Annotated in this window: 13 protein-coding genes; 12 read left to right on the top strand and 1 reads right to left on the bottom strand. The window is 45.5% G+C overall.

What is annotated here, in order from left to right:
• The first annotated feature begins 243 nt into the window (after positions 1-243).
• From NSB28_RS00655 to NSB28_RS00600, 12 genes are read left to right on the top strand one after another with little or no spacing between them, the layout of a single operon-like run.
• On the top strand, positions 244-1,095 hold the full coding sequence (locus tag NSB28_RS00655) for a MurR/RpiR family transcriptional regulator (RefSeq protein WP_109624678.1): 852 nt from the start codon (positions 244-246) through the stop codon (positions 1,093-1,095).
• Positions 1,096-1,121: 26 nt separating this feature from the next.
• Positions 1,122-2,078 carry an N-acetylmuramic acid 6-phosphate etherase gene (murQ, locus tag NSB28_RS00650; protein ID WP_109624828.1) on the top strand — a complete coding sequence of 319 codons (957 nt, stop codon included), beginning with the start codon at positions 1,122-1,124 and terminating at the stop codon, positions 2,076-2,078.
• Complete coding sequence (locus tag NSB28_RS00645; RefSeq protein WP_109624679.1) at positions 2,075-3,475, top strand: ABC transporter substrate-binding protein; 1,401 nt, start codon at positions 2,075-2,077, stop codon at positions 3,473-3,475. Before murQ ends, NSB28_RS00645 begins: the two co-directional genes overlap by 4 nt.
• A 54-nt stretch (positions 3,476-3,529) precedes the next feature.
• Positions 3,530-4,417, top strand: a complete 888-nt coding sequence (locus tag NSB28_RS00640) for a carbohydrate ABC transporter permease (protein ID WP_109624680.1) — start codon at positions 3,530-3,532, stop codon at positions 4,415-4,417.
• Between the two features lie 11 nt (positions 4,418-4,428).
• Positions 4,429-5,292, top strand: coding sequence for a carbohydrate ABC transporter permease (locus tag NSB28_RS00635; protein WP_109624681.1), 864 nt, complete (start codon positions 4,429-4,431; stop codon positions 5,290-5,292).
• A 46-nt stretch (positions 5,293-5,338) separates the two neighbouring features.
• Entirely contained in the window at positions 5,339-6,292 is a 954-nt protein-coding gene (locus NSB28_RS00630; protein ID WP_109624682.1) for an N-acetylglucosamine kinase, read from the top strand.
• The gene (locus NSB28_RS00625) at positions 6,289-7,203 is read left to right on the top strand and encodes an ROK family protein (protein WP_109624683.1); all 915 of its coding nucleotides are present in this window, start codon (positions 6,289-6,291) and stop codon (positions 7,201-7,203) included. The genes NSB28_RS00630 and NSB28_RS00625 overlap by 4 nt, the downstream gene beginning before the upstream one ends.
• Positions 7,178-8,512 (top strand): 6-phospho-beta-glucosidase, encoded by a 1,335-nt coding sequence (locus NSB28_RS00620; protein ID WP_109624684.1) that lies wholly within the window; start codon positions 7,178-7,180, stop codon positions 8,510-8,512. The genes NSB28_RS00625 and NSB28_RS00620 overlap by 26 nt, the downstream gene beginning before the upstream one ends.
• Positions 8,513-8,525: 13 nt before the next feature.
• Complete coding sequence (locus NSB28_RS00615) at positions 8,526-9,500, top strand: GNAT family N-acetyltransferase (RefSeq protein WP_257497358.1); 975 nt, start codon at positions 8,526-8,528, stop codon at positions 9,498-9,500.
• A gap of 19 nt (positions 9,501-9,519) precedes the next feature.
• Positions 9,520-10,230 (top strand): PIG-L deacetylase family protein, encoded by a 711-nt coding sequence (locus NSB28_RS00610; protein WP_109624686.1) that lies wholly within the window; start codon positions 9,520-9,522, stop codon positions 10,228-10,230.
• A 38-nt stretch (positions 10,231-10,268) separates the two neighbouring features.
• Positions 10,269-11,408: an exo-beta-N-acetylmuramidase NamZ family protein gene (locus tag NSB28_RS00605; RefSeq protein ID WP_109624687.1), complete on the top strand. Its 1,140-nt coding sequence runs from the start codon at positions 10,269-10,271 to the stop codon at positions 11,406-11,408.
• A gap of 12 nt (positions 11,409-11,420) precedes the next feature.
• Entirely contained in the window at positions 11,421-13,007 is a 1,587-nt protein-coding gene (locus tag NSB28_RS00600) for a glycoside hydrolase family 3 protein (RefSeq protein ID WP_109624688.1), read from the top strand.
• Here NSB28_RS00600 and NSB28_RS00595 read toward each other — a convergent pair.
• On the bottom strand, positions 12,946-13,776 hold the full coding sequence (locus tag NSB28_RS00595; RefSeq protein WP_109624689.1) for an AraC family transcriptional regulator: 831 nt from the start codon (positions 13,774-13,776) through the stop codon (positions 12,946-12,948). The genes NSB28_RS00600 and NSB28_RS00595 overlap by 62 nt on opposite strands.
• Positions 13,777-14,105: the final 329 nt, after the last annotated feature.

The raw sequence follows: 14,105 nt of genomic DNA, 5'->3' as shown, positions 1-14,105 counted from the left end.
TATTACCTCTCAGCCCATTTCAGGCATATACATTTTACGAAATTGCAGATTAAAGGCAGTAAATTAAGTGAAAGTACCAATAAGTGAAACAAAGTACCATAAGTAAGCAAAAATATAGACAGATATGTTTCACATATGTATAATGAACACAATAAATGAACTAAAAAAACAAAAATATAGGTGGTATTGCATAGCAGAATTTACACGATATAGATAATACATTGGAAGGATTGGTCAGAATGCATGGACAGTGTTTTAGTAAGACTGCGTGAATATTATGGTCAGGCAAGCAATACAGAAAAGAGCATCATTTCTTTTCTGCTGGAAAATCCTGAGGAAGCGGTAGAAATGAGCATCCACCAGCTGGCGGACAGAGTGTATGCTTCTGCGTCAACGATCACAAGACTGTGTCATAAGACGGGGTTTCCACAATACAAGAGATTTCAGAAAGCGCTTCTTTATGAGCTTGCGGTCCGCAAAGAAAATGTGCTGGGACTGGATTATGAAATACACCGGGATGATACCCTTGAAAACCTGGTGGATAAGATCACTTATAAGAGTATTGCTTCCCTGGAAGATACAAGAAGCTTAATTGATATTGATACGCTTGATAAGTGTCTTGACCTTCTTAAAAATGCTAGGATGGCCGCCTTTTTTGGGATTGGCGCTTCGCTGCTGGTGGCAAAAGACGCTTATCTGAAGTTTTTGAGAATCAACAAGCCCTGCCAGGTATGTGAAGATTTTCATGCTCAATTAGTACAGGCAAAGATAATGGGGCGGCAGGATGTGGCAGTTATTATCAGCTACTCCGGGCAGACCAGGGAGATGATCTCCTGCGCAAAGATCTTAAAAAATGCTCAGGTGCCCATAATTGCCATCACTTGTTTTAAGGAGTCCCCGCTGTCTAAGCTTACGGACTATAACCTGTATGTAACGGCAACAGAGTATGCCTTTAAAACGGGAAAGCTGGCATCAAGGCTTGCCCAGCTGAATGTGATCGACATTTTATATGTGGCTTATATTCAGCGGAATTATGAATCATGTATGGTTTCCCTGAAGAAAACTTATATATCAAAAACTGATACTCAGGATTGAAGGAGAGGGATGTGATGTACAGAGAAATGGTAGATTTGGAGAAAATGTCAACGGAAATGCGCAATGCAGAGACTATGGCATTGGATGAAATGACGCCTCTTGAAATTATCACGATAATGAATCAGGAGGACGAACATGTAGCGGGGGTGGTCAAAAGAGAACTTCCCAGGATAGCCCAGGCGATTGAGTGGACAACAAAAAGCCTGCAGTGCGGAGGAAGGATTATTTACATAGGAGCGGGTACAAGCGGACGTCTTGGCATTTTAGATGCCTCAGAGTGCCCCCCTACTTTTGGAGTATCCTATGACTGCGTAGTGGGCATTATTGCAGGAGGAAAGGAGGCGTTTATTAAAGCAGCCGAGGGTGCAGAAGATAATTCCGGTCTTGGAAGAGATGATCTGATACACATAAATCTGACAAGTAAAGATACGGTGATCGGAATTGCCGCAAGCGGAAGAACACCGTATGTGCTGGGCGCGCTGGACTACGCAAAGAAAACCGGGTGCAGGACAGTTGCCATTGTCTGCAATGAGAATATGGAAATGAGCAGGGCAGCGGATATTGGGATTGAACTTTTGACAGGGCCGGAGATACTGACAGGTTCTACCCGGCTGAAAGCAGGTACAGCGGAAAAAATGGTTTTAAATATGATCTCTACAGCAAGTATGGTAGGGATCGGAAAAGTATATGAGAACCTGATGGTAGATGTACAGCAGACAAATGAAAAACTTGTATGCCGCGCAGAGAATATCGTCATGGAGGCTGTGGAGTGCAGCAGAGAAGAAGCCAGGAAAGCGTTAAAGGAAGCAGGAGGGGAAGCAAAACTGGCGATCACAAGAATGCTCCTGAACTGTAATATTGCAAAAGCCCGTAAGCTGTTGGAGGATGCTCAGGGAAAGATCCGGCAGGCAGTCATAAATGGGAAAAAGGAAACAGAACAACCAATTATTTCAAAACAAGGTGTAGAAGGAGGACAAAAATGAAAGGTAAAAAATTATGGGGATTTGGTATGGCGGCAGTGATGCTGGCGTCAATGTTTACAGGAAAGATCAGTGCAGAGGCTTCCGGAGATAAAGATGTGGTAACAGCCCTGCTGCCTCCTGTATCAGCTACTTATCAGGACAAGATCAACTCCTATGTGGAAGCGTTCAACAAAGAAAATCCGGGGATCGAGATCCAGGTGACAACGGCGAGCTGGGAAGATGTCACACAGAAATTAGATGTGCAGGTAAACGCAGGATCTCCGCCTGACATTGCATTTATAGGTTCTGACGGTCTTTCTAAATATGTGGATTCCGGCATGGCAGTAGATATATCTAAATATGCTGATGAAGAAATGATGGCGGATTTTGACCAGGATATACTGAATTATTTTAAAAACGGAGATGGAATGTACGGGTTCCCGGCCTATTGTGAGGTGCAGTGTATCGGCGGAAACCGTCAGTTCCTGGAAGAAGCCGGCATTGACTGGAAAAAGGTGCAGGAAGAGGGCTGGAGTTATGATGAGTTCAGGGAAGCGATCAATAACGGAGTTGTAAAAGACGGTGATGATGTCAGCCGTTATGGTTTCCTGTTTGCCTGCGCAGGTGTGACAGCGAAGGATTATTTCAGTATTTTCGTAAGAAATGCGGGCATGCCGTCAGCATTTGACAAGGATTTAAAATATTCTTATACCAGCACCAAAATGCTGGACTTCTTAACAGATCTGCGGGCATTGATCGATGACGGAGCTATGCCGAAAGAACTGGGGTCCATCGATGCTGGAAAACGCTGGAACATGTTCCTGACCGGACAGACAATGATCACAGGAAAAGGGCTGTCTTCCTTTGAAAAAAGCGCCCGGGATAATAATGAAAAATTGAAAAATAGTGACAGCAGCGCCGTGGAAAACAGTATTGAAGTAGACTACATTGTTCTTCCTGTACCGGTATTTGACGGAGGGGAACAGCAGGCATACGGGGCTGTGGATGGTTATATCTGCCTTACAGGTGAGAGGAATCCTGATGAGGAGCATCTGAAAAACGTAGCTAAGGTAGCTTATTATCTGGCAAGCGGAGAACGCGCGGCACAGACATGCCAGGAATTATACCTGAATCCGATCTGCGAGAGCGGACGCAAAGCATATGATGAGCTCTCTCCCATTGAAGGCAAAAATGAAGATAATACAAAGGCAGTACAGACACTGTTGACACAGGTTGGTGAAGCCAGACCGGATATCCCCGCAGAGTTAAGCGCTAATGCGATCAAGATAGAGGATGAGGTCATAGTGCCGAAATTCCAGGGATTATTGGCCGGAGAAGTTTCACCGGAAGAAATGTATCAGGCTATCAAGGATGCGGCATACGAAAGGTTTGGCGAAGACGGCTGTGTAAATAATTAAGTATTAGGGGATGCTGCCGCTGCTGTGCAGTATCCCCTGGAAAGAGAGAAGACGATGGCGAATAAAAAACATAAACTGAAAAAAGATGCTCTCTGGGGTTATGTTTTCATACTTGTACCCCTTACAACCTTTATTATTTTCACCCTGTATCCTGTTATTTCTGCTGCAATTACAAGCTTTCAGCATTATAAGCCGCTGAAAACGACATGGGTGGGCTTTGACAATTATGTATCCACCTTTAAGAATGCATTATTTTACAAAGCTCTGAAAAACACACTTGTCTATACTGTATTTGCAGTGCCTATATCCATGTTCCTATCCTTTTCCATATCTTTGTTTATTCTTCCATTTAAGAAAAGAGTACAGACGATATTTAAGGCAGCGTTCTATCTTCCGGCAATTGCCTCCGGCGTGGCGCTTTCTTTTGTATGGAAATGGATATATGATCCTATGCCTACAGGGTTGTTAAACAGCATTCTGCATATCTTTGGCATCAGCAGCCAGAACTGGCTTGGAAGCTCTAAGACGGCTATGGCATCCCTGATCATAATGGCTGTCTTTTCGGGACTTGGGACCAGCATTATCATTTATATTGCGGCTCTTCTTGGGATCGATTCTACGTATTATGAAGCAGCAGATATTGACGGCGCGTCCTTTTTCCAGAAAGTGCGCTATGTGGTGTGGCCTATGGTAAAGCCGACCACGGTATTTCTGGCTATCACAGGTGTCATCAATGGATTCCAGTCATTCCAGAATGCCTACCTGATGACAGGCGGAGGGCCGGATAATGCGACTACTATGGCAGGGCTTTTGATTTTCAACAGGGCGTTTAAATACTTTGAGTATGGGGAAGCGTGCGCCCAGGCTCTGATCCTGGCTGCGATTATTGCTGTATTTGCAGTCTTTCAGTTCAAGCTGAGCGCAAATGACGTGGAATATTAGGAGGAGCGAAGATGGGACTATATAAAAACTATGGAAAGAATCAAAGGTATAGAAAAATTCTGAGAAATTTACTCTTAGCCCTTTTGCTCATCACCATTGCTGCACTTACCATTTTCCCGATCTACTATATGGTGATCTCCTCCTTTGGAGCGCCCACTGAAGCTGCGGGAGCCAGCTATTCACTGATACCGAAAAATTTTACACTGGATTCTTATAAATTTTTCTTTGGCTACAGCAAATATTCCTTCCGTTGGATTTTAAATTCACTGATCGTCGCGTCAACTGTGACTGTCAGTAATGTGGTATTTGCAAGCCTGGCGGGTTATGCATTTGCAAAGCTGCGTTTTCCGGGGTGTAAATTTTTCTTTTTCCTTTTGCTGGTAGCTATGATGGTGCCTTATCAGGTGACCCAGGTGCCTCTCTATATTCTTGTGGTGAATGTGCTGAAGATCCAGGATACATACACGGCTCTTATCGCCCCCACACTTATTACATGCTACAACGTATTTCTGGCTAAGCAGTTTTTTACATCCCTTCCCACTTCTATCATGGAGTCAGCCAAGATCGAGGGATGCAGCCAGCCCATGATCGTGTGGAAGATCGTTGTGCCGTTGTCTAAAACTATCTTGTCAGTTATGGCTATCATGACGTTTTTAGGGGAATGGAATACATTTTTCTGGCCGTTCCTTGTATCGAACCAGGAGTATATGCAGACCATCCAGGTGGGGCTTAAGAATTTCAGTTTTGCCAATACGACTTATTTTGCTCCAATGATGGCTGGTGCAACTATCTCAGCGCTTCCAATGTTTATCCTGTTCTTTTCTCTTCAGAGATATTTTCTGGAAGGAGTGACTGTGGGAGCAGTGAAAGGGTAGGCGCAGGAAAACAGAGGCAGACTTTGAAAGGGCAGAGAGGATTGTTATGGAAATATATGAGCAGACGCAGGGCAGGAATTACATTCTTGCAGTTGACGGAGGCGGAACGAAAACAATATTTTTGGTGGCCGACTGCAGAGGCAATGTTATCACCAGGCTGGAAGCGGGCCCTTTGAATCTGAATGGCCAGAAGAAAGAGGCGGTGCGGGATATGCTGCTGGATGCAGCCGGCCGTCTGAAACAAAGGGGCTTTGAACCGGCACATTGTATGCAGGCAGGCATCGGGACGGCGGGCATCAGTAATCCTGAGTCAGCCGGTTTATTAAAAGAAATTTTCAGAAGCGCAGGATTTATTTGTGAGATCAATATGTTTGGAGATCATGAGACAGCTCTGGCTGCTGCATTTCCTTCCTGTGAGGGCTGTATTTTAATTGCAGGAACGGGGTCTGTCTGCATGGGAATGATGGAGTCAGAGGGCAATAAAAAGCTGTACAGGGCCGGAGGTTACGGGCATCTTATTGACGATGGGGGCAGCGCTTATTTTATTGGAAAAGAAATACTCTCTGCAGCAGTACAAAGTGAGGACTGCAGGGAAAAGAAGACGATACTCACTCAAATGATTTTTAAAAAGCTGCATCTGTCTTGTGTGGAAGAGATGATCAGATGGGTCTATGATGAGAAGAGGACAAAAAATGAAATTGCAGCCCTGGCGGTTTTATGCGGTGACGCTGCGGGTGAAAGGGATAAGACAGCATGTGAAATACTTGACAGAAGCGCAGATGAACTGGCAAAGCTGGCAAAAGCTGTGCTGTGCCATATGCCGGGAAAGCATGATCTGGTATTTTCAGGAAGTGTCCTGCTTAAAAATGAGCATGTCTGCAGGAAGACACAAGAACTGCTGTTAGAGGAATTTCCGGATATTCATATAAAACTGGCAAAAACAGAGTCGGCGGAGGGGACACTCAGGCTGATGATGAAGAGAAAGGCAGGAGCAAAATGAAAAAATATCTGGCAGTTGATATAGGAGGAACCTTTATTAAGTACAGCCTGATAACCGGCGGTTATCATGTCTTAGAGGAAGGTGATGAGCCTACGCTTAAAGATCCGGAACAGTTTTTAGATCAGGTCAAAAATCTGGTAAGAAGATATTGTCAGGATATATGCGGCATAGCTGTCTGCATGGGAGGCTTTATCAACCCTGTTACAGGAGAAAATACGGATTACAGCGTAGGTGAAAATTTCCGGAGGTATAATTTAAAAAAAGAGCTGACTGATGCCTTTGGGATGCATGTAATGATTGAAAATGACAGTAACTGCGCCGCTGTAGGAGAATTGGTGAAAGGGGCCGGCAGAGGGGCCAGGCAGTTGTGCATGCTGACCTTCGGCACAGGAATCGGCGGGGCAATGATCATAAATGGGGGGCTGTACCGGGGAAGCCATTATAAGGCAGCAGAAGCCGGGCTGGTAAAACTGGGTTTCTGCAGGGAGAGCTGTTCCGGAAACACGGCGCTGGAGGGAGAAAGCGCCGGGGCCACTTCTGTGTTGGTAAAAGAAGTATCACATGCTCTTGGAAGGAAAGTGGACGGTGTCTATATTTTTGAACATTTGGACGATCCTGTTATCTTCGGAATCTACCGTGAATGGCTGAAAAAGGCGGCAATGATCACCGGAAATATGGCAATGCTTATGGACCCTGAGAAAGTACTGATAGGCGGGGCTGTATCACATCAGCCCCGGTTTTTACAGGACCTGTCAGAAGAAGTCTACTGCCTTTATCCCCAGCTAAAGGCATATACAGCAATTGAAGCGTGCCGTCTTGGAAATCAGGCCGGGAGGATAGGCGCCTTGTATTTATACATGAAGGCATATGAAAAGGAGGAGGCAGATGAACTTGACAGAGAATATATATAAAGGCAGAGGCGTTAAGGTTGTTACCATCGGAGGCGGCTCCAGCTATACGCCGGAGCTGGTGGAAGGCTTTATAAAGCGTTTTGATACACTTCCGGTGACTGAACTGTGGCTTGTGGATGTGGAAGAGGGGGCAGAAAAAATGAACATAGTCGCCGGACTGGCAAGAAGAATGGCAGCCCGGGCAGGTGTCCCCATGGAGATATATACGACTCTGGACAGGAGAAAGGCGCTCTCAGGAGCCGATTTTGTCACGACCCAGCTTCGCGTGGGGCAGCTGGAAGCAAGGATAAAGGATGAGAGGATCCCTCTTGCCCACGGCATACTCGGACAGGAGACTAACGGGGCCGGGGGACTGTTTAAAGGACTTAGGACACTTCCTGTCATTGCCGGCATCTGCCGCGATATGAAGGAAATATGTCCGGATGCATGGCTGATCAATTTTACAAATCCTGTGGGTATGGTGATGGAAGGAATACACCGGTATACGGATTTTGATAAGATCATAGGTCTCTGCAATGTGCCGCTGGGGATGCACAAAGCAATAGCTGATTTGCTGAAACGCCCCATGGATGAGGTGAAGGTAGAATTTGGGGGACTGAACCATATGGTATTTGCCACCCGGGTGGAGGCAGACGGAGCTGATGTCACCAGGGAAGTAATAAAACTCTGGGGGGACCAGAGCGTTTCGAATATCACATCTATTTCCTGGGATCCTGATTTTATGGATGCACTGGGGGTGATCCCCTGCTCTTATCACAGGTATTTTTACATGACTAAAGAATATCTGGAAGAAGCTCTTGAGAAATATCAGAAGCATGAAGTGAGGGCTGAGTTTGTCAAGGGTGTGGAGGATGAACTTTTTGCCCTGTACAAAGATCCCACGCTCTGTGAGAAGCCAAAACAGCTGGAGAAGCGGGGCGGGGCATATTACAGTGATGCGGCGTGCAGTCTGATCAATTCCATTTACAATGACAAAGGAGATATCCAGGTGGTAAATACTGTAAACAGAGGCGCCGTAGAAAATTTCGAAGATGATGAAATCGTAGAGGTGAGCTGCCGTATTACCAGGAATGGACCTGTACCTGTCAAAATTGGCAGGCTGCCCAAAGCAGTGAACGGACTCATTCAGCAGATCAAATCATTTGAAATTGCAGGATCAGAAGCAGCCTTTACCGGGGATAAAAAGAAAGTCCTTCTGGCGCTGATGATTAATCCGCTGGTGATGTCCCAGAAGACAGCGAAAGCCGTAATGGAAGAATTGCTGGAGGCACACAGGGAATATCTGCCGCAGTTCTATGGCCGCAAATAACGGAGGGGATCTGATGAGGACGATTGATATTACAGCGGGCAGCAGGGAAGCAAAGCAGGCATACAGCCTGTATGAGCAGGCTTGTGAAGAGCAGGATATGCTCCATCTTCCGCTCACAGACCGGGAATTTGAAGAAAAATTTCTGCTCCCACAGGAGGGAATGGAGAAAATATCACTTATTCTGGAAGGCGGCAGGGCATTTGCGTCAGGTGTGGCTGACCGGCTGACAGGAAAACTGTTTGTGACTATGGCTGTGACAGAGAAAAGCAGCAGAAGGCAGGGGTTTGGAAGAGCAGTATTATATGATCTGGAAAAACGCCTTATGGAATTGAACGGTAAGAAGGAGCTGGAGATTTCTTTTTTTAATCCCGTACCCCTGCCCTGGGGGATCACAGGAGATAAAAAGATAGAACACCCTAATACTCCGGGAGTTGATGTCCGTTCAGATGCATATATATTCCTGAAGAATTGCGGATACAGGGATTTTGCCATGCAGAACAGCTACTATCTGGAACTGTCAGATTATAAGCTTCCGGAGAAGATGGCGGAAAAAAGACTGCAGCTGGAAAAAGAGGGGATCACATTTACTTTTTATGATCCAGATGTACATACACATATGGAAAAAATGCTCCGGGATTTTCAGAATCCGCTGTGGGAGAAAGAGCTGCTTAAAGAGACCTCCCGGGAGAGGGGCGGCAGACCGGTGCTTGTTCCTGTTTATCAGGGACGTGTCTGCGGATTTGCAGGCCCGCTGGATGTGGAAAAGAGTAAAAGAGGATATTTTTCCGGTATTGGGATTGATGAAGCTTTCCGGGGAAAAGGCCTTGCAAAGGTTTTATTTTGCCTTCTGTGTGAAGGACTCAAGGAGAGGGGCGCGGAATTTATGACATTGTTCACCGGTGAAAATAATCCTGCAAGGAATATCTATGAGGCAGTGGGATTTTCCATTATACGGTCATGGGCAGATATGAGAAAACGCCAGTTGTAATATTTCAGGAGGAACATCTATGGAAATGATAGAAAAGCAGAAAACTATTATGGCAGTGGGAGGACATGTGGGGGATGCAGAATTGACCTGCGGCGGTGTACTGGCCAGCCTGTCATTAAAAGGATACAGGGTCATCACGGTGGCTCTGACAGGGGGTGAGAGAGGGAATCCGCCTCATCTTACGCCGGAAGAATACAGGATACAAAAAGAATGTGAGGCAGAAGAGTTTGCCCGGCTGTTAAATGGACAGGCTCTTGTTTATCCTTACGTGGACGGGGAACTCCCTGATAATGAAGAAGTAAGGCTCAGGCTCTGTGATGATATACGCAGATACAAGCCGGCAGCTGTTATGACACATTGGAAATATAGTATGCACAAGGACCATGAGCTGACTCACAGGATCGTAAAGGATGCCTGGTTCTATGCCGGGCTTCCGGGACTTAGGAGAACGGAGGACGCCTGGTTTGCCAGGGGGCCTTACTACGCCCAGAACTGGGAGGATGCAGAGGGATTTACGCCCTATTTATATATGGAGGTAACAAAAGAAGGGTTTGAATTGTGGAATGAGGCAGTTTCAAAGCACTGGTTTGCAGTAAACAGCCCGTCTTTCCCATATAAGGAATACTATTCTCATCTCATGAGATGTAATGGCTGTCTTGCAAGAAAGGAATATGCAGAGGCATTTACCATAGATGAGGATGCGAAGAAACTGGTACTGACGGAATTTTAGGCAGGTATGATCCAAATAATTTGAGAGGCGGCAGGCATATGGTGTTAAATGGAATAGATAATATTGATGATTATGAAGCGTGGTTTGCACATAAGAGGCTGGGCCTTATCACTTCAGTGTCAGGTACAGACAGCAGGCTGGTATCCACCATTGATATTCTGCGCAGTAAATTTACGCTGGCAGCGCTTTTTAGCCCGGAGCACGGGATACGCGGCAACGTGGATGCAGGCGGCGATGTAGATGCATATGTGGATCCGTATACGCAGATACCTGTTTACAGCTTATACCGAAAGGATTCAAAGCGTCTTACTAAAGAGATGCTGGAAGCCGTGGATACGCTTGTCTACGATATACAGGATCTGGGTGTGAGGTATTATACTTTTATCTCCACCATGTACTATGCCATGCAGGAATGCGAAAGATGCCAGAAGGAAATGATCATTCTGGACCGCATCAATCCCCTGGGGGACCGGGTGGAGGGAAATCTGATCCAGGAAAGCTTTCAAAGCTTTGTGGGGGCATATCCCCTCTGTATGAGGTATGGGCTGACTGCCGGGGAACTGGCTGAGATGATCTATCAGGAGCAGCAGTTTCGCTTTCCGCTGAAGGTTTTGCCGGTAAAAGGGTGGAAAAGAAAAAGCCTTTTTTCAGATACAGAAAGGGTCTGGGTGATGCCAAGCCTTGGGATTCCACGGTTTGAGACAGCGCTTTTGTACCCCGGCACCTGTCTGTTTGAGGGCACTAATCTGTCTGAGGGCAGAGGTACATCAGCTCCTTTTGAGCTGATCGGCGCTCCATATGCAGACGGATACAAGCTGGCAAGGCATATGAATCATAAAAATCTGCCCGGTGCAGTATTTTCACCGGCGTATTTCACGCCTTTTAGTTCTAAGTACCGGGGAGAGGCGTGTGAGGGTGTCCATATACATATTACGGACAAGGATGCATTTTGTTCAGTGACGGCTGGACTTTCGCTTCTGTTTGCTTTCCGTGAATGTTATCCCCGGGATTTTTCCTTCCTGCCGCCCTGTAAAGAGGGAGAGCGGAGCATGATAGAGCTGCTGTTCGGAAACGGAAGCATACTGGAAGAAGGCGTACAGGAGGAAAAACTGCTTTCAGAGTTTGAGGCGGACAGCAGGCGGTTTTATGAGAGAAAATCAGAATTTCACCTGTATTAAGGAGAGCTTGTTATGAATTTAGATCAGAAGATTGGCCAGTTGATCGTTACCGGATTTCCGGGCAGTAAACCGGACCAGGCATTTATGGATCTGGTAAAGAAGGATAAAGTGGGAAATGTTATTTTCTTCTCATATAACATAAAAAGCAGGCAGCAGGCGGCGTGCCTGTGCAGGGAATTACAAGGCTGTATTAGGGAAGAGACGGGTGTATTGCCGTTTATTACCGTTGATGAAGAGGGCGGCGTAGTTTCCAGGCTTCCGGATGATGCCGCAGTTCTTCCGTCCGCAATGGCCCAGGGAAGGGCAGGAAAGTTAAGCAGTATCTACGAAGGCTCTAAAATAGTGGGGGAGGAGTTAAAAGCCCTTGGTATAAATTTTAATCTGGCTCCTGTACTTGACATTAACAGCAATCCGAGAAATCCTGTCATTGGAGTCAGAAGCTTTGGGGAAAATGCCGGCCTTGTGAGCAGATGCGCCGCGCAGGCAGTGCGCGGTTTTCTGGATGCAGGGATCATGTGCAGCGGCAAGCATTTTCCCGGACACGGCGATACAGATGTAGATTCTCATTTAGGCCTGCCATGTATAGATAAGAGCCGGGAAGAGTTAGAACAGGAAGAGCTTCTGCCCTTTTGCCATGCCATTTCCATGGGGATACCGGCGATCACGATTGCCCATACTCTGTTGCCTGCATATGAAACTGAAAAAATCCCCTGTACAATGTCAAAGAAAATCATTACAGGCCTGCTCCGTGAAAAATTGAAGTTTAACGGCCTGGTAATCACTGACTGTATGGAAATGGATGCAATAAAGAAGTTTTACGGGACGCCGGCAGGTGCTGTGGAAGCCCTGCGTGCGGGGGCTGATCTTGTATTTATTTCCCATACTGCCCGGACAGTATATGAGTCCATAGAGGAGATCAAAAGAGCGGTAGGAGACGGCAGAATTGCCATGAGCAGAATAGATGAGGCGGTACAGAGGATCCTGAAATATAAAGCAGTCTATGCCGCAGAGATGCTGACGGATATAAAGGCAGATCCTCAGAATGATCTGTCTCTTGCCAAAACGGCTGCCCAGAAAAAGTTCATGGATGATTTTTACAGAGAATGTATTTACATCCACAAGCCGGAAGGAGCAGAGAAGATAGAAGCAGGGCCTGCTCCCTTATGGATAGGTCCATATCCGGCAAGGACATCCCTGGCAGAAAATGAAAAAGACCACACTTTCTCTTTTTCATCTTATCTGAAAAATAAATTCGGGGGCGACAGTTTCTTTATTTCTTTAGATCCGTCCCCTGAGGAGATCAGTATGGCCTTAAAGAAAACAAAAAACTGCAGTTCTATAGCAGTGGGAACCATAAATGCCCATATGAATGCAGGGCAGGCAGAACTTGTAAGAGAACTTGCAAAGACCGGCAAACCCATGGCAGCGGCCGCCCTCAGAAATCCCTATGATTTGCAAGGGATCCCTGAAAGTATTTTTCAGGCCGCACTTTATGAGTACAGCGAAAGAGCGCTGAAGGAATTCAGCGAACTCATTTTCACTGGGCCTTGCGGACCATCTTCCTGTAGTTCTGGGCTGTCATCCCGCAGTTCTTTTTAAAGCTTTGGGCAAAATAACTCTGGGATGAAAAGCCGGAAAGCTGTGCAATATCTGCTATATTGTGGTCTGTGCTTTGAAGAAGAGCTTTGCTGGCCTGAATTCTTTTTTCGATCAGGTAATTCATCGGGGAAAGTCCGTAAAATTTTGTAAAAGCATGAGCAAAGTAAAATTTGTTCAGATGAACCATGTCCGCCAGAGAATCTAACGATATGTCATCTTTATAGTTAGAATCTATATATCTTTTCACAATGCTGCATTCTTTACTCGTCTTCTGGGAGGAGACTATCTCAAAAGCACAGTCTGTCTGGCGGACAAGATTCACGATGAGGATCTCCAGCAGATTCTGGCAGACCAGTTCATAATTTTTATCTTTATTTTCCATCTCGCTGAGCATAGCCGTAAAATAAGACATGAGATCTCTATTTGTATTGCTGCAGTTAATGATCTTAAACTCCTCTGAACCGCTAAAAGAAAAGCTGAGCCCTTCCACTCCCAGTATAACATATTCAAGAGGAGTAGTATCCAGTGAAACCTCTGTATGCATAATGTTTGGGTTGATGATCACCAGATCATGCTTCACAATGGGGAAGGTCTCGTCCTCGACGATAAAGCTCCCGCCTCCGTCCTTCACATAAAAAAGCTCTGTAAAATAATGGCTGTGCTTCAGGCTGGCCCAGTCTCCCTCGTAGCGGGAAGATGTCACATACAGCAGCTTTACATCTATATTTTTCTGCGTATCGCCGCTCATCTGGTATCGCAGCATTCCCATATAAAACCCTCCTTTGTATTAACAGTTCTGACACATTTTGTTAGTTATATTGCGGTTACATAAAATACCGGGTATACGGCAGGTATCTTATTTGTCAGGAAAATTTGATTTATATTATTTATTAAGTTGATAAAAATTGGCATTTTAAAATTTTGTTTGTGCATATTTTGCCAATTCTTCCAGTTTAGAAGCATGGTTTTGTGAGTTACTTTGTACAGTTTATATTTTAACATTTATTGTTTTAAATAGCAAGAAATATAAAATTTGGAGCAACATAAGGGTAGAATTTTAAGCTTATTTTTATTATTCTTAGTACATAAAGTATTGAT

The sequence above is a fragment of the Murimonas intestini genome (assembly GCF_024622195.1).
Lineage (GTDB): Bacteria > Bacillota > Clostridia > Lachnospirales > Lachnospiraceae > Murimonas > Murimonas intestini.
This window is presented reverse-complemented; position numbering and strand designations above follow the sequence as displayed.